Raw genomic sequence first — 15817 nt, forward strand, 5'->3', positions numbered from 1 at the left:
CGTGTAAGACGGGTTGAACGGATTGGGCAGAAATGGGGGTGTTCCGGGCGATTTCAAGGCCTGCGAACCGAGCGTCCCAGTTCCCGGGCCAGAAATTCCCACACATCCGGCTCCTGGGAGGTGGACACATTCATCCGCATCATGGTCGACGGCAGCTGGCTGGGCGAAAACAGCGCGCCCGGCGCCAGCAGCAAGCCGGCGGCCAGGGCGCGTTCGGCCAGGGGAATGGTATCGATGCCGGTGTCGGCCCAGATGAACATGCCGGCCGGCGGCGCCACGGCGATGTGCAGGCCGGCCTTCTCCATCTGGCGCACCGTGCGCGCGCGCACCGCGTCGAGCCGTGCGCGCAGGCGGTCGGCGTGCTTGCGGTACAAGCCCTCGGAGAGCACCTTGTACACCACGCGTTCGCCGATATCGCTGGTGGTGAGCGTGGCCAGCATCTTGCGGTCGCACAGGCGCTGCGCCCACTCGGGCGAGGTGGCGATGAAGCCGACCCGCAGGTTGGCCGCCAGCGACTTGGAAAAGCCGCCCAGGTAAATCACCCGTTTCAGCTGGTCGAGCGCCGCCATGCGCGTGGCCGGCTGCACCGCGCTACCGGGATGCAGGTCGCAGTAGATATCGTCTTCGACGATGGTAAAGCCGTGTTCCTCGGCGACGCGCAGCACCTGGAACGCCTTGGCCGCCGACAGCGAGGTCGAGGTCGGGTTGTGCAGCACCGAATTGATCACGTACAGCTTCGGTCTGTGCAGCGCCGCCATCGCGGCCAGCTGGGCGATGTCGGGGCCGTCGGCCAGGCGCGGGATGCCGACCACCTTCAGGCCCATCGCCGCGAACGCCCCGAACATCAGGAACCAGGCCGGGTCGTCGACGAAAATGGTGTCGCCCGGACGGGTGAACTCGCGCGCCACCAGGTCCAGCGCCTGGGTCACGCCGACGGTGGTCACGAACTGCTCGGGCGCGGCGTCGATTTCGAGTTCGGCCAGTTTCAGCTGGAGCTGCTGGCGCAGCGGCAGGAAGCCCTGCGGCATGCCGTAGTTGACCAGCAGCGCGGCGCTCTGGCGGCTGACCGCGCGCAGCGCGTTGGCGATCATCGGGCCATCGAGCCATTCGGACGGCAGCACGCCGGAACCGGGCACGCGCTGCGACGGCGCGGGACGGAACATGTTGCGGATCAGCCAGACCACGTCGAGCGGCTTGGTTTCCAGCGGCGCCGGGGCGGCGTCGGGCACCGAGCGTTCGCCGGCGTTCAGCGGCGAGCGCTCGCGCACAAAAAATCCGGCGCCGCGGCGCGACTCCACGTAGCCCTTGGCCACCAGCTTGTCGTAGCTGGCCACCACCGTGAAGCACGACACGCCGTGGGTGGCCGCGAACTGGCGGATCGACGGCATGCGCGCGCCGCTGCGCAGCAGCTTGTCGTCGATGCGGCTCGACACCGAGCGCACGATCTGGTCGATCAGCGTTTCGCCCGAGCCGCGCGTGAGCAAGCCGATGGCGGGAATGCTTGTATTGGTCATGGCACCATCACAGTATGCGTAATTATGTGGATAAGTGTATTTGTACTGTACTGGTTTTCTCGTCTAGGATACACCCATCGACCCACCTTTGAAAGCGCGCCATGTACTTGCCATCCCTTGCCGAACTCGATGCCGCCGCGGCCCTTGTCTACCGCGCCATGCCGCCCACGCCGCAGTATTCGTGGCCGCTGCTGAACGAGGCGGTCGGCACCGGGGTCTGGGTCAAGCACGAGAATCACACCCCGCTCGGCACCTTCAAGGCGCGCGGCGCGGTGGTCTATCTCGACGCCCTGGTGCGGCGCGCGCCCGAGGTGCGCGGCATCATCGCCCCGACCCGGGGCAACCATGGCCAGGCGATCGCCTTCAGCGGCGCGCGCCTGGGACTGCAGGTGACGGTGGTGGTCCCGCACGGGAACAGCGTGGAAAAGAACGCCTGCATGCGCGGCCTGGGCGCGCGGGTCATCGAACATGGCCACGACTTCCAGGAAAGCCGCGAGCATGCGCTGGCCCTGATGCGCGACGAAGGCCTGCACATGGTGCCCTCGTATCACGAAGACCTGGTGGCGGGCGTGGCCAGCGGCTGGCTCGAACTGTTCCGCGCCCAGCCCGACCTGGACCTGGTGCTGGTGCCGATCGGGCAAGGCTCGGGCATCTGCGGCGCGATCGCGGCGCGCCACGCGCTCGGGGTCAAGACCCGCATCATCGGCGTGGTATCGAGCCATGCGCCGGCCTACCAGCTCTCGTTCAGGGCCGGGTACAGCATCGAGGCGGCGGTCAGCACGGTGGTGGCGGACGGACTGGCGTGCCGGGTGGCCGACGCCGCCTCGCTGGCGGCGGTGCTCGAATGCGCCGACGACGTGCTGGCCGTGAGCGACGACGAAGTGGCGCGCGCCATGCGCCTGTATTACCGCTGCACCCACAACCTGGCCGAGGGCGCGGGCGCGGCGGCGCTGGCGGCGGCCATGCAGATCAAGGACGGCCCGCTCATCCGGGGCAAGAAGATCGGCCTGCCGCTCACTGGCGGCAATGTCGACGCCGAGCTGTTCCGCCACATCCTGCAAGGACCCTGAGCCATGAGCACCACCTTGACGATTGCAGCGCGCCCCGGCATGTCGGACGAGAGCGCCGGGATGCTGCTGGGGCTGGCCGGGGTTGCCCTCTTCAGCCTGACGCTGCCCTTCACACGGATGGCGGTGGCCGGGCTGGAGCCGGTCTTCGTCGCGCTGGGGCGGGCGCTGGTGGCGGCCCTGCTGGCGGCCATCTGGCTGATGTGGAAGCGCGCGCCGCTGCCGCCGCGATCGGCGTTGTGGCCGCTGGCGATGGTCTCGCTCGGCTGCGTGATCGGCTTTCCGTGGCTGACCTCGATTGCCCTGCGCAGTTTGCCGGCGTCGCACGGCGCGGTGCTGGTCGGCATCCTGCCGCTGGCCACGGCACTCGTCTCCGCGCTGCGCGGCATTGACAAGCCGTCGCTCGGCTTCTGGCTGACCGCCCTGACCGGCTCGGCTATCGTGATCGGCTTCGCCCTGCGCCAGAGCGGCGGCGGCTTCCACCAGGCCGACCTGCTGATGTTCGGCGCGGTGGCGGCGGCGGCGGTGGGCTACGCCGAGGGCGGAAAGCTGTCCCAGAGCATGGGCGGCCAGCAAGTGATCAGCTGGGCGCTGGTACTGTCGGTGCCGCTGGTGTTGCCGCTGGTTATCTGGCTGGCCTGGCCGCAGCTGGACCGCATGGCCGAGGCTGGCGCACGGGCATGGATCGGCTTTGCGTATGTGTCGGTATTCTCGATGTTCATCGGCTTTTTCTTCTGGTACCGCGGCATGGCGCGCGGCGGCATTGCCCGGGTCGGGCAAGTGCAGCTGCTGCAACCGTTCATGACGCTCGCTGGCGCCTGGCTGCTGCTGGGCGAGCCGCTGGAACTGGCCAACATCGGCTTCGCCCTCGCCGTGATCGCCGTGGTCGCCATCGGGCGCCGCATGCAGATCAAACGCTAAAACCCCGCCAACCGGGGTCAGAGCTCTAATCAGAAACGTTTTTGTTGCAAAACCTTCGCAGGCGCCGGTTTTGCACGCTTTTCACGACAAGCCGGGGCGATAAGTCGTTGGCACGCTGAAAATGCGAGCGATCGAATGCGATTTGCGTTAATGGAAAGAAAAAGTTTCGATTTGGAGCTCTGACCCCGGTTGTAGGAGTTTTGGAGGTTGGGTGCTCGGATTCTGTCGCCGGTTTTGTAAGTTTTTGCCTTGGCGCGATTCCGGTGGGCAGCCGGTCGTGCCCGACGTACAATACCGCCTTGTTCTTTCTTTCCGCTTCGAGGAATCGCCATGACCGTCTACGACAAACTGAAATCGCTCAATATCACCCTGAACCCGCCCGCCGCGCCCGTCGCCGCGTATGTGATGTATGTGCAAACCGGGAACTTGGTGTTTATCTCCGGACACATCGCGAAAAACGCCGATGGTTCCGTCAATGCCGGTCAACTGGGCAAGGATGTCACTACCGAACAGGGCATCAGCGCCGCGCGCGCGATTGCGATTGATCTGTTGGGCACGCTCCAGGAAGCCTGCGGCGGCGATCTCGGCAAGGTCACACGCGTGGTCAAACTGATGAGCCTGGTCAACTCGACCCCCGGCTTCACCGACCAGCACCTGGTCACCAACGGCGCCTCGGAGCTGTTGGCCGAGGTGTTCGGCGATGCCGGCAAGCATGCGCGCTCGGCTTTCGGCGTGGCGCAGAATCCGCGCGGCGCCTGTGTCGAAATCGAAATGATCGTCGAAGTCGCTTAAACCAATATCAACATCCCGGACGCTGCTTATCCGGCGGCGTCTTTCCAGCCGCTTACCCAGCGTGCTCTATAATCGGCCCGGTGCGAACCGCGCCGCCTTGACTGTGAGACCAGTATGAAAATCGAGAATCCAAACCCCATCGAGTGGCGTTTTTCCGAGCGCGCCAGCCAGCTTCAGAGTTCTTTCATCCGCGAGATCCTGAAGATCACCCAGCGTCCGGAGATCATCTCCTTCGCCGGCGGCCTGCCCTCGCCCGCCACCTTCCCGGTCGAGCACATGAAGGCGGCCTTCGACAAGGTCTTGTCCGAAAACGGTAAAGTGGCATTGCAATACGGCCCGACCGACGGCTACCCGCTGCTGCGCGAGTGGATCGCCAATTCGCTCTCCACCGCCACCTGCAAGATCCTGCCGGAACAGGTCCTGATGACTTCCGGCTCGCAGCAGGCGCTCGACTTGCTGGGCAAGGTGCTGATCGACGAAGGCAGCCGCGTGCTGGTCGAAACGCCGAGCTACCTGGGCGCGCTGCAGGCGTTCTCGGTGTATCGTCCCGAATTCAAGTCGGTCGCCACCGACGAGCATGGCCTGGTGCCGTCCTCGATCGCGGCCGTGGCCGACGGCGCGCGCCTGCTGTACGCGCTGCCCAACTTCCAGAACCCGACCGGCCGCAGCCTGTCGATCGAGCGCCGCCAGGAGCTGGTCGAAACCTGCGCCCGCCTCGGCCTGCCGCTGATCGAGGACGATCCGTACGGCGCGCTGAGCTACAAGGGCGAGCCCTTCCCGAAGATGCTGAACATGAATCCGGACGGCGTCATCTACATGGGCTCGTTCTCGAAGGTGCTCACGCCGGGCATCCGCCTCGGCTACGTGGTCGCGCCGCTGCCGCTGGTGCGCCGCCTCGAGCTGGCCAAGCAGGCCGCCGACCTGCACACCGCGCAGCTGACGCAGATGGTGGTCTACGAAGTGGTCAAGGATGGCTTCCTCGACCAGCACATCCCGACCATCCGCGCGCTGTACGCCAACCAGTGCCAGGCGATGCTCGACGCGGTCACCGAGTTCTTCCCGGAAGGCGTCACCTGGACCAAACCGGAAGGCGGCATGTTCATCTGGGTCACCCTGCCCAAGCATATCGATGCCATGAAGCTGCTCGACCAGGCCATCGCGGCCAAGGTGGCCTTCGTGCCGGGCGCGCCGTTCTACGCCAACGAGCCGGAAACCAATACCCTGCGCCTGTCCTTCGTGACGGTGCCGCCGGAGCGCATCCGTGAGGGCGTCGCCATCCTCGGCAAGCTGATCGCCGCGCAGATGTAAGCCCGGCCGCGACAGCCCGGCGCCGTCCCCCAGGCAACTGGCGGACGGCGTTTTGCATTTGTATGCGGCCTGGGTCGCATGTTATCGTGAGGCATTAACTCAACCGTATCGGGGAAGCGGATGGCCACACGGATCGCGCATGCACGGCTGCTGGCCCTGTCCTTTGCCTCCTCCTGCGCGCTGGCCTGCCACGGCGCGGCCCTGGCCCAGAGCAGCGACGAAGACGAACTGGCGCTGACCTACGGCGAGCGCGCCGTGGTCTCGATCGCCACCGGCAGCGCGCAAGCGCTGGCGCGCGCGCCGGCGGTGGCCTCGGTGATCTCGGCGCACGACATCGCCGCCATGGGCGCGACCGATCTCGATCAGGCGCTCGCGAGCGTGCCCGGCCTGCACGTGTCCTCGTTTTCGGCGCCGTTCAATCCGATCTACAGCATCCGCGGCATCCACAGCGGCTACAACCCGCAGGTGCTGATGCTGGTCAACGGCCTGCCGATCACCTCCGTCTTCGCCGGCAACCGCGGCCAGGCCTGGGGCGGCATGCCGCTCGAGAACGTGCAGCGGATCGAAGTCATTCGCGGCCCCGGTTCGGCCCTGTACGGCGCCGATGCGTTTTCGGGCGTGATCAACGTGGTCACCAGGACGGCGGCCGACATCCGCGGCGTCGAAGCGGGCGTACGCCTGGGGAGCTTTCGCAGCCGCGACGCCTGGGTCCAGTCCAGCCATGCCTGGGGAGCGCTGCGCGCGGCGCTGTACCTGCGCGCCGGCGGCACCGATGGCGCCAGGCGCGTGGTCGAACAGGATGCGCAGAGCGGCCTCGATGCCCTCTTCGGCACCCGCGCCTCGCGCGCTCCCGGCGTAGCCAGCGCGCAGCGCAAGGCGCTCGACACCCGCGCCGATCTGGAATGGGGCAACTGGCGCCTGCGCGGCGCCTGGCAGAAGCGCGAGATGGGCATTGGCGTCGGCCTGGCCGATGCGCTCGACCCGGACGCGCGCGTACCGGAAACCCGCACCTACCTGGACTTGAGCTACAACCGGGCCGGCATCGCGCCGCACTGGGACCTGGCGCTGGTGGCGGGCTACCACGCGCTCAACAACCGTCCGGGCGAACCGGCCTACCGCCTGTTCCCGGCCGGCGCCTTCGGTGGCGCCTACCCCGGCGGGGTGGTGGGCAATCCGGGCCACGCCGAGCGCCATTACAACGCCAGCGTGTCGGCCTTCTACACGGGCCTGGACGCGCACCGCATCCGCATCGGCGCCGGCTACCGGGTCGACGACCTGCACAGCGCCACCGAGATGAAGAACTTCAGCTTCGTGCTCACGCCGGGCGTGGGCGCCACCCTCCGTCCCCTGCCCGCGCTGGTCGACGCCACCGGCAATCCGGCGCTGGTGTACCTGACCCCGCACAAGCGCAACATCGAGTATGCCTTTGCGCAGGACGAATGGCGCATCGCCAACGACTGGACCCTGACCGCCGGCGTGCGCCACGACCGCTATTCGGACTTCGGCGGCACCACCAATCCGCGCGCGGCGCTGGTGTGGGACGCGGCCTACAACGTCATCGTCAAGGCCATCTACGGACGCGCCTTCCGGGCGCCGCACTTCGTCGAGCAGTACACGATCAACAACCCGGTCAACGTGGGCAATCCGAACCTCCATCCCGAAACCATCGAGACCGGCGAACTGGCCGTGTCATGGCAGCCGGCCAGCGACTGGCGCACCAGCGTCAATCTGTTCCGCTACCGCATGCGCGACATCATCGTGGCCGCGCCCAACGCCGATCCGGGTACCGGCAAGACCTTTCGCAACACCGGCGACCAGCATGGACGCGGCGCCGAATTCGAGGCCGCCTGGACGCCCCTGCGCGCGCTGCACCTGGCCGCCAGCGCCTCGTACCAGCGCAGCGTCGATCAAGCCAGCGGCCAGGATGCGGGGCTGGCGCCGCACAGGCGCCTGTTCGCGCGCGCCGACTGGCGTGCGGCGCCGTCGTGGCAGTTGGGCGCGACCGTCAATCACGTGGCCGGACGCCGGCGCGAACCGGGCGACGCGCGCGCGCCCGTGGCCGACTACACCACGACCGATGTCAGCGTGCTGCGCGAGCGCCTGTCGGGCAACTGGGAACTGCGCGCGTCGGTGCTGAACCTGTTCGACCGCGACGTGCGCGAGCCGAGCGCCGCGCCCGGGAATATTCCGTTCGACCTGCCGCTGCCCGGGCGCGCATTCTCGCTGCAACTGCGCCACGCCATGTAGGCGGCGCCGGGTCAGGGCCGCGTTCTGAAGGCGGCCACATACTCGCCGCGCGAGGTTTCAATGACCGCGCTGGCGCCTTCCAGGCGAACCCCGCTCACAACCGGTTCCGGCCCTGGCGCGCAGATTGCCGCCGGACAGGTGCGCTGGCCCTCGAAGCGGGCCAGCGGCCTGAGACTTTTCCGGTCGAGGACATACACGACCTGGCGCAGCCCGGCGTCGCCGGGACGCGTCAGGTCGCCGGCCAGCACGACATAGCTGGCCGAACAAAAGCCGGCCATGCGGTCCATCCGCCCTCCCAGGATAACTTCGCGCCCGTCCAGCGAGCGCAGGCGCGCGATGCCGTCGATGTCGGCGCTCCCGACCGGACAGCGCTGGCGCGCCGCTTCGGCACGCGCCAGCGGCGTGCCGCGCGCGAATGGCAGGTTTTGGCCCATGGCGCGCAGCAGCGCCCACCCATACTCGGAGTGCAGCCCGACATTCGGCGCGCGCGCCATGAGCGGGCACAGACTGCGGTGGCGGCCGCGGCCGCTGGACACGCTGGCTACCCGCTGCTCGTACAGCAGCCGGCGCGGTGCGCCTTTGAGCAAGCGCAGCACGGCGCCGTCGCCCTGCGCTTTGATCTGCAGCAGCAGCGTGCCGGGCTGCGCCGCCTGCCGGATCATCAAGCTGTCTTCCCGGTCGGAATACGCGATCCAGGCCGACCCGTCGGCGTGCGCCCCGGTGAACCCGCCGGGCAGTGCCAGCGCCGGCCCCGCACCCGGCTGCTGCAGCACCTGCGCATCGATGTCGAGCACCAGCGGTTCGCCCTCGGGCGCGTCCGACGGCAGCGGCCAGGTCAGCGGGATGGGGCACAAGTCGCTGGTGGTGTAGATCATGCCGAGAGGCAGAAGCAAGGCGCGGTCCTCATGGCCGGCGACGCGCCACTGGCGCGCATGGGGCGATACCGCCGCGACGAAACTGAGCACCATCAGCAGCCCCAGGAGCAGCGCGCCGCGCGCACCGATGATCCCGCGCCTGGCGGCCGTGGCGGCGGTCAGCAGCACCAGCGACCAGAGCCACATGAATGCGCCCCATCCCCAGCTGACCGCGTGCACGCCGTGCCCGCCCTTCATGCCTGGAATGCCGTTCAACAGCGGCAAGGTGGCGGCGAACAGGAGCATGAGCACGATGGACTTGCGCGGCACCTTGCCGATGCACAAACGCCACGCCGCGAACAGGAAGAAGGGATTGGCATACACCGCCCAGCCGTTCGCGGCCCAGCCGAATAACAGGCCCAGCAGCAAGACGCCGCCGCCCGGCAGAGGGGGACTGTAGGCACCGGTGGCAAACACCGGGCTGCCCATGGAAATCATCCATGCGAGCAGCGCCGCGCCCAGCAGGACAACATCGACCGGCCGCGGTTGCGTGGGTGTGCTGGGAGAAGTCATCGTCGATTGCACCAGAAAATGCCCTTCGGAAGGGTTCCGGTCAAGGGCGGGCGCTATTATACGAGCAGCAAGTCGGGCGCTTTACCCACCATGCATATAGCGACACAATTGTCATGAAAGACACATTTGTATTGATAACAGGAATAGAATAAGCCGACAACAGCGCGCTCTGACAGGTACGCGAGCCAATGCTGTGCTCACTCTTGGATGGGCCATGAATATTCAACAACGCAACAACGTGAATTTTTACGGAACCGGTTCCTCCACCCTGGTATTCGGCCACGGCTTCGGCTGCGACCAGAGCATGTGGCGCAAGCTGCTGCCCGCCTTTTCCGGCCGCTACAAGATCATCGTCTACGACCTGGTCGGCAGCGGCAAGTCGGACCTGTCGGCCTACAACGAATTCGACTACGCCACCCTGCACCGCCACGGCGAAGACCTGCTCGAGATCATCCACGAATTCGCCAACGAGCCGGTGCTCTTCATCGGCCATTCTGTCAGCGCCATGATCGGCATGCTGGCCGCGATCCGCGAGCCGGCCATGTTCGCCGGCCAGGTGATGGTGGGGCCGTCGCCCTGTTTCATCAACGATGGCGATTACATCGGCGGCTTTAACCGCGAGGATATCGACACCCTGCTGCGCCTCATGCACGACAACTACCTCAAGTGGGCGGCCAACATGGCGCCACTGATCATGGGCGCGCCCGGCCAGCCCGACCTGCAGCAGGAGCTGACCGCCAGCTTTTGCCGCAACGACCCCGAAATCGCCAGGCACTTCGCGCGCGTCACGTTCCTGTCGGACCACCGCGCCGACGTGCCGCGCTCGCACACGCCCACCCTGGTATTGCAAAGCACCGACGACATGATCGCCCCGCGCGAAGTGGGCGAATACATGCGCTTGCACCTGCCGGTGAGCTGGCTGGCGTTTGTCGACAATATCGGACACTGCCCGCACATGAGCGCGGCGAGCGAAAGCACGGAGCTGATCCAGACCTTCATCTCGCGTTTGCTCAAGTAGCCGGGCTGCCCGATAATGGCGGCACCGGCGGCGCAATCCGCGCCGCCCGCCACCTGCGAGACCAGCTTGAGCGACCAATTCAGCCAGAACGACATCGACGCCGTCTACCGCGCCATCGCCGCGCGCCGCGACGTGCGCCATTTTGTACCGGGCGCCATCGGCGAAGAACTGTTCGCGCGCTTGATCAAGGCGGCGCACCAAGCGCCCAGCGTGGGGATGATGCAGCCGTGGCGCTTCATCCGCATCCGCAGCGACGCCGTGCGCGAGGCGATCGTGGCGCTGGTCGACGAGGAGCGGCTGGCCACCGCCGAGGCGCTCGGCGAGCGCGGTTCGGAATTCATGCGGCTCAAGGTCGAGGGAATCCGCGAATGCGGCGAGCTGCTGGTGGCGGCGCTGATGGACCGGCGCGAGGAGTATGTGTTCGGACGGCGCACCTTGCCCGAGATGGACCTGGCGTCGGTGGCCTGCGCGCTGCAGAACATGTGGCTGGCCTCGCGCGCGGAAGGGGTCGGGATGGGCTGGGTGTCGCTGTTCGATCCCGCCAGGCTGGCCGCGCTGCTGTCGATTCCCGAGGGCGGCAAGCCGGTGGCGGTGGTCTGCATCGGCCATGTGGCGCAGTTTTATCCTATGCCGATGCTGGAGATGGAGGGGTGGGAGACGCGCCGCAAGCTGGCCGACATGGTGTGCGTCGATCGCTGGGATTTCCCAGGCCTCAAGGCTTCTTCGGATACCCCGTAATCTCCGCAATCTGCGCATACATCGGCTGCAAGCGCGCGTACATCTTGCGGTACACCTGCCTGTACAAACGGTCGTACATGACCCGGTTCGCCGCAATCGGCTCGAACACCCGCCCGATGCGCGTCATCCCGGCAATGGCCGCCGCAAAGTCCGGATACAAGCCCAGCCCCACCGCCGCCGCGATCGCCGCCCCCAGTCCCGACGTTTCATACACATGCGGACGGGCGGTCGGCAGCCCGAAAATATCGGCCGTCAGCTGCATCGCCGCGTCGCTCTGCGAGCCGCCGCCCGACACGCGCAACTCGGTAATCAAGACCCCGCTGCGCTTCTCGGTGCGCTCCTTCCCCTCGCGCAGCGCGTACGCCAGCCCTTCCAGGATCGCCCGGTACACATGCGCGCGCGTGTGCACATCGCCAAAGCCGATGATCGCGCCCTTCGCCTCCGGTCCCGGCACCCGGATGCCCGGACTCCAGTAAGGCTGCAGCATCAGCCCCATGGCGCCGGCCGGCACCGCATTGACCAGTTCATCGAACAACTGCTCCGGCGCCACATCTTCTTCCAGTGCGCGCGCACGCTCGTGGTGGCCGAACTGCTCCTTGAACCAGTTCACCATCCAGTAGCCGCGAAAAATCTGCACCTCGGTGCTGTAGGTATCGGGTATGGCGGCCGGGTATGGCGGAATGAAGGGCGTCACCTCCACGTAGCGGCGGCTGGTGGTGTTGATGGTGGCCGTGGTGCCGTAACTGAGGCACCCGATGTGCGGCGCCTGGCAGCCGGCGCCGATCACTTCGCACGCCTTGTCGGCGGCCGCCGCCAGCAGCGGCGTGCCGGCCGGGATGCCGGTCATGGCGGCCACCGCAGCGTCGATCCTGCCGATCACCGTGCCCGGCGCCACCAGCTCGGGCAGCATCTGCGGCGTGATCGCGAGCGCCTGCCACTTCCAGTCGCGCGGCCCGGCCCAGCGCTGGCGCTTGTAGTCGAACGGCAGATACGCCACCTGCGAGCCGGTCGAATCGACATAGCGCCCGCACAGGCGAAAATGCAGATAGCCCGACAACAGCAGCACCTTGTGCGTGCGCGCCCATACCTCCGGCTGGTGCGCCTTGATCCAGTTGACCTCGGCCTCGCCGCGAAAATAGTCGATCGTGCCCTTGACCCGCGCCAGCCGGAACGCCAGGTTCCACCACATGCCCACTTGCGGCGCCGCGTCGGTGCGGCGCTGGTCCAGCCAGGTGATGGCCGGGCGCAGCGGCACGCCGTCGATGCCGACGTTGATCACCGTGCCGCGCTGGGTGGTCACCGCCACGCCCGCTACGGCCGCCTTGTCGGCGCCCGGCTGCCGCCACAGCTCGTTGCAGGCGCGGCACAGCGACTGCCAGTAATCTTCCGGATCGTGCTCGGCCCAGCCGGGATGCGCCGAAAAGTAGCTCTCGAAATGCACCTGCGCTTTGGCGACGATATTGCCATGCAGGTCGAACAGGATCGCGCGCACGCTCTGGGTGCCGTTGTCGATGGCGAGGATGGTTCGATGGGTCATGCCTGGCTCCCGGGAAGGCCGTAGTGCGCCTGCCATAGTGCCAGATACGCCGCTTCGCTGGCAATCCAGCGCGCGTCGTCCCATTCCAGCTCGCGCTGGCAGATCGCGCGGATGCGCGCCAGGTGGCGCACGCCCCCGCCGCGCAGCTGCAAACCGAGGCGGGTGCGGCGCAGCAGCAGGTCTTCCAGGTGCTGCACCGCTTCCGAGCGCGCCGCCCAGCGCAGTTCGGCCCACAGCGATTCGGTGCCGGGGATGGTTTCCAGCTCGCCGGGACGGGCCGCGTCGATCAATGCCTGCGCGTGCGCGCCGTAGCGGCCGCGCAAACGCCGCACCACCGCCGGCCGCAGCGGCGCGACCAGCGCTGGCGACGGCGCAAACACGGCGCACGGCGCCAGGTCGTCGCGCCAGCCCGCTAGCCGCGGCATGGCGTGCCGCAGCGCGTCGAGCGCGATCACGCGGAAGGTGGTCAGCTTGCCGCCGGTGACGCTCAAGAGACCGTCCTCCAGCCACACCGCATGGTCGCGCGAAGCCTTGGACGGGTCGCCCGCGCCGCTGTCGATCACCGGGCGCACCCCGGCGAAGGTAGCGATGACATCCGACTCGGTCAGCGCCAGTTGCGGGAACTGGGCATGCAGCGCCGCCATCAGGTAATCGAGTTCGGCCCGGGTGATGGCCGCTTCGCTTGCCAGGCCGCCGCCATGATCGACATCGGTGGTGCCGACCAGGGTGATTCCTTCCCACGGATACGCGAAGACCGGGCGCCCGTCGACAGGGTGCATCAGGCTGACCGCCTGCGCCAGAGGCAGGCGCCACGCCGGCAGCACCAGGTGGCTGCCGCGCAGCGGACGCAGTCGCGGCGCGCCGCCCGCCTGCGCGCGCAAGCCGTCGGCCCAGGCCCCGGTGGCGTTGATGACCACGCGCGCGCGCACTTCGTGGGTGGCTTTGTTGCGGCCGTCGAGCAGCACTGCGCCGTTGACGGTCGCGCCAGAGCGCAGCAGCTCGCGCGCCGCCATGTAGTTGATCGCCACGCCGCCATGCGACTGGGCTTCCCGCAGCACGCGCAGCACCAGGCGCGCGTCGTCGGTCTTGGCGTCGGTGTAGAGCATGCCGCCCTGCAGGCCGGCGCGCGCGGCGTTGGGCGTCATCATCGCGAATGCATCGCCATCGACATAATGACGTTCGCGCTTGCCGGCCATGAAATCGTAGATGGCCAGGCCGAGCAAAAAGGTCTTGCGGCCCGGCTTGCGGCCCACGTAGTCGCCAAAGGCGAAGCTTTGCGGTTCAACCAGGCCCTCGGCCGCCGCCAGCAGCGCGTCGCGCTCGTGCACCGATTCGCGGGTCAGGCCGAAGCGGCCTTCTTTCAGGTAGCGCAGGCCGCCGTGCACCAGTTTCGAGGAGCGGCTCGATGTGCCCCATGCAAAGTCGCGCTGTTCGACCAGCAGCGCTTTCAGGCCCCGGCGCGAGGCCTCCAGCAGGATGCCGGCGCCGGTGATGCCGCCGCCGATGATCAACAGGTCCCATTCGCGCGCCAGCAGCAGCGGCAGCGTGGCGTGCCAGCCGTTCTGCCAGTGCGCACTCATGGCGACACCAGTTTGCCGGGGTTCATGCGCCCGTCCGGATCGAAGTGGCGGAACAAGGTGCGCATGGCGCCCATGCCCAGCAAACCTTTTTCGGACGCGAGGTACGGTGCATGGTCGGCGCCGACGCCGTGCTGGTGGCTGATGGTGCCGCCGTTGACGACAATCGCTTCCGATACGGCGCTCTTCAAACGGCGCCAGCGCCGCAAGTCTTCCTCGTAGCTGCCGGACAGGCGGTACACGAAGGTGGTGTAGACGCTGGCGCCCTGCGCATACAGGTGCGACAGGTGGGTGTAGGCGTGCACGCGTTCCCCGCATGAGGCCATGGCTTGCGTCGCGGCGTCTTCGAGCGCGTGCATCATCGGCGTCACGCCCGGCCAGTCGACCGCCGTTTCGACCGTGTCGATGGCGTAGCCCCGCTGCCAGGCGGCGTTGCGCAGATAGACGTTGCGAAAGCGGTTCCGCTTCCATTTGTCGCCCATGGTGCGGCCCACGTGCACGCCGCCGCCGGCGCGCGCGATGCTGAGTGCGGCGCGCAGTGCGTGTTTGGCGTTGGGGGCGCTGCCGCTGGCGCCGATCATCAGCATGCATTTGCCGTCGGCGCAGCCGCGCCAGCGCAGCCAGGTTTCCAGCGCGCCGATCAGGCGCTTGTGGCCGGCCAGGGTCAGCATGGTCAGGGTTTCCAGGGGATTCGACAGGCGCAGCATCGACAGCGGCAGCCTGGCCTGCGCCAGTTCGCGCGTGGCCGCCGCCGCCGCATCCCAGCTCGGAAAGAACACCGCGTGAAAGGCTTCGTACTGCGGCAGGCGGCTGATGCGCACCGTCGCTTCGGTGAGGATGCCGAGCCGTCCCTCGGAGCCGAGCACGATTTCGCGCAGGTCGGTACCGGCGGCCGAGGCCGGAAAGGTCGGCAAATCCAGGGTGCCGGCCGGGGTTTCGACCCGTCCGCCGGCGAACAGCTGTTCGATGCGTCCGTAACGCAGCGACTGCTGGCCCGAGGAACGCGTCACCACCCAGCCGCCCAGGGTCGAATATTCGAACGATTGCGGAAAGTGGCCGAGCGTGTAGCCGAAGGCGCGCAGCTGCGCTTCCAGGTCCGGCCCCAGCACGCCGGCCCCGAAGGTGGCCAGCTGGGCTTCCTTGTCGAGGTCGATCAGGGCGCGCATGCGCGTCAGGTTGATGGTCAGGACCGGCTTCGGCCCCGCGTCCACGCCGACATGGCCGGCCACGCTGGTGCCGCCGCCGTAGGGAATGACGATGGCGCCGCACTGCGCCGCGACATCGAGCAGTTCGCGCACTTCTTCCCCGCTTTCGGGATAGGCCACGCCGTCCGGGGCGGTGTCGATTTTGCCGTAGCGCAGACGCAGCCAGTCGGGCAGGCTCTGGCCGAGAGCGTTGGCCAGGCGCGCGGCGGCCGAGGTGTCGATCAGCGGATGCGGCGGCAGGCGGCTGGCGCCGATGCGCGCGCAGGTGTCGGCATGGCTGGTCTCGGCGCCGGCCGTCCCGGGACCCAGGCGCTCGCCCAAAAATGCCAGCGCGTCGTCGTTCAGCGCAAATTCAATGGCATCGTCGCCCCATCCGTTCCACCGTTTCATCGTTTTTTCCCGTTATACTTGTCAGTTCATCCACAGCCGCCAGCGTATGCGAAGGCGGGCTTCACGTATTGCGCTT

At 67.7% G+C, this 15817-nt stretch carries 12 protein-coding genes; 7 read left to right on the forward strand and 5 right to left on the reverse strand.

Going from position 1 to position 15817, the window contains the following annotated elements; genetic code table 11:
* Positions 1–53: 53 nt before the first annotated feature.
* Complete coding sequence (locus F2P45_RS08300; protein ID WP_166872682.1) at positions 54–1514, reverse strand: aminotransferase-like domain-containing protein; 1461 nt, start codon at positions 1512–1514, stop codon at positions 54–56.
* A gap of 101 nt (positions 1515–1615) precedes the next feature.
* Between F2P45_RS08300 and F2P45_RS08305 the strand changes: the two genes are divergently transcribed.
* From F2P45_RS08305 to F2P45_RS08325, 5 genes are all read left to right on the forward strand, one after another.
* Complete coding sequence (locus tag F2P45_RS08305; protein ID WP_166872685.1) at positions 1616–2584, forward strand: threonine dehydratase; 969 nt, start codon at positions 1616–1618, stop codon at positions 2582–2584.
* Positions 2585–2587: 3 nt separating this feature from the next.
* Positions 2588–3502, forward strand: a complete 915-nt coding sequence (locus F2P45_RS08310; protein ID WP_229504970.1) for a DMT family transporter — start codon at positions 2588–2590, stop codon at positions 3500–3502.
* Positions 3503–3832: 330 nt separating this feature from the next.
* Positions 3833–4294: a RidA family protein gene (locus F2P45_RS08315; protein WP_166872688.1), complete on the forward strand. Its 462-nt coding sequence runs from the start codon at positions 3833–3835 to the stop codon at positions 4292–4294.
* 114 nt (positions 4295–4408) lie between these two features.
* A complete protein-coding gene (locus tag F2P45_RS08320; RefSeq protein ID WP_166872691.1) occupies positions 4409–5602 on the forward strand; it encodes an aminotransferase-like domain-containing protein in 1194 nt (397 codons plus the stop codon).
* A gap of 120 nt (positions 5603–5722) precedes the next feature.
* A complete protein-coding gene (locus tag F2P45_RS08325; RefSeq protein ID WP_166872693.1) occupies positions 5723–7849 on the forward strand; it encodes a TonB-dependent receptor plug domain-containing protein in 2127 nt (708 codons plus the stop codon).
* Positions 7850–7860: 11 nt separating this feature from the next.
* On the opposite strand, the gene F2P45_RS08330 is transcribed toward F2P45_RS08325, so the two are convergent.
* Complete coding sequence (locus F2P45_RS08330) at positions 7861–9276, reverse strand: hypothetical protein (RefSeq protein WP_166872696.1); 1416 nt, start codon at positions 9274–9276, stop codon at positions 7861–7863.
* A gap of 214 nt (positions 9277–9490) precedes the next feature.
* Here F2P45_RS08330 and F2P45_RS08335 point away from each other — a divergent pair, with 214 nt between their 5' ends.
* Positions 9491–10294, forward strand: coding sequence for an alpha/beta fold hydrolase (locus tag F2P45_RS08335; RefSeq protein WP_166872699.1), 804 nt, complete (start codon positions 9491–9493; stop codon positions 10292–10294).
* 66 nt (positions 10295–10360) lie between these two features.
* Positions 10361–11032 carry a 5,6-dimethylbenzimidazole synthase gene (gene bluB, locus F2P45_RS08340; RefSeq protein ID WP_229504971.1) on the forward strand — a complete coding sequence of 224 codons (672 nt, stop codon included), beginning with the start codon at positions 10361–10363 and terminating at the stop codon, positions 11030–11032.
* Here bluB and F2P45_RS08345 read toward each other — a convergent pair.
* From F2P45_RS08345 to F2P45_RS08355, 3 genes are read right to left on the reverse strand one after another with little or no spacing between them, the layout of a single operon-like run.
* Positions 11007–12569, reverse strand: coding sequence for an FGGY-family carbohydrate kinase (locus F2P45_RS08345; RefSeq protein ID WP_166872706.1), 1563 nt, complete (start codon positions 12567–12569; stop codon positions 11007–11009). The two genes, bluB and F2P45_RS08345, sit on opposite strands and share 26 nt — an antisense overlap.
* A complete protein-coding gene (locus tag F2P45_RS08350) occupies positions 12566–14149 on the reverse strand; it encodes a glycerol-3-phosphate dehydrogenase/oxidase (RefSeq protein WP_166872709.1) in 1584 nt (527 codons plus the stop codon). The genes F2P45_RS08345 and F2P45_RS08350 overlap by 4 nt, the downstream gene beginning before the upstream one ends.
* Complete coding sequence (locus F2P45_RS08355; RefSeq protein WP_166872712.1) at positions 14146–15741, reverse strand: FAD-binding oxidoreductase; 1596 nt, start codon at positions 15739–15741, stop codon at positions 14146–14148. The genes F2P45_RS08350 and F2P45_RS08355 overlap by 4 nt, the downstream gene beginning before the upstream one ends.
* Positions 15742–15817 lie beyond the last annotated feature (76 nt).

The sequence above is a fragment of the Massilia mucilaginosa genome (assembly GCF_011682145.1).
GTDB lineage: Bacteria > Pseudomonadota > Gammaproteobacteria > Burkholderiales > Burkholderiaceae_D > Telluria_A > Telluria_A mucilaginosa.

Bases quoted from the DNA above. Each gene is read 5' to 3' on its own strand.
- F2P45_RS08300 (WP_166872682.1), bottom strand. From the start codon at position 1,514: ATGACCAATACAAGCATTCCCGCCATCGGCTTGCTCACGCGCGGCTCG.
- F2P45_RS08305 (WP_166872685.1), top strand. From the start codon at position 1,616: ATGTACTTGCCATCCCTTGCCGAACTCGATGCCGCCGCGGCCCTTGTC.
- F2P45_RS08310 (WP_229504970.1), top strand. From the start codon at position 2,588: ATGAGCACCACCTTGACGATTGCAGCGCGCCCCGGCATGTCGGACGAG.
- F2P45_RS08315 (WP_166872688.1), top strand. From the start codon at position 3,833: ATGACCGTCTACGACAAACTGAAATCGCTCAATATCACCCTGAACCCG.
- F2P45_RS08320 (WP_166872691.1), top strand. From the start codon at position 4,409: ATGAAAATCGAGAATCCAAACCCCATCGAGTGGCGTTTTTCCGAGCGC.
- F2P45_RS08325 (WP_166872693.1), top strand. From the start codon at position 5,723: ATGGCCACACGGATCGCGCATGCACGGCTGCTGGCCCTGTCCTTTGCC.
- F2P45_RS08330 (WP_166872696.1), bottom strand. From the start codon at position 9,276: ATGACTTCTCCCAGCACACCCACGCAACCGCGGCCGGTCGATGTTGTC.
- F2P45_RS08335 (WP_166872699.1), top strand. From the start codon at position 9,491: ATGAATATTCAACAACGCAACAACGTGAATTTTTACGGAACCGGTTCC.
- F2P45_RS08345 (WP_166872706.1), bottom strand. From the start codon at position 12,569: ATGACCCATCGAACCATCCTCGCCATCGACAACGGCACCCAGAGCGTG.
- F2P45_RS08350 (WP_166872709.1), bottom strand. From the start codon at position 14,149: ATGAGTGCGCACTGGCAGAACGGCTGGCACGCCACGCTGCCGCTGCTG.
- F2P45_RS08355 (WP_166872712.1), bottom strand. From the start codon at position 15,741: ATGAAACGGTGGAACGGATGGGGCGACGATGCCATTGAATTTGCGCTG.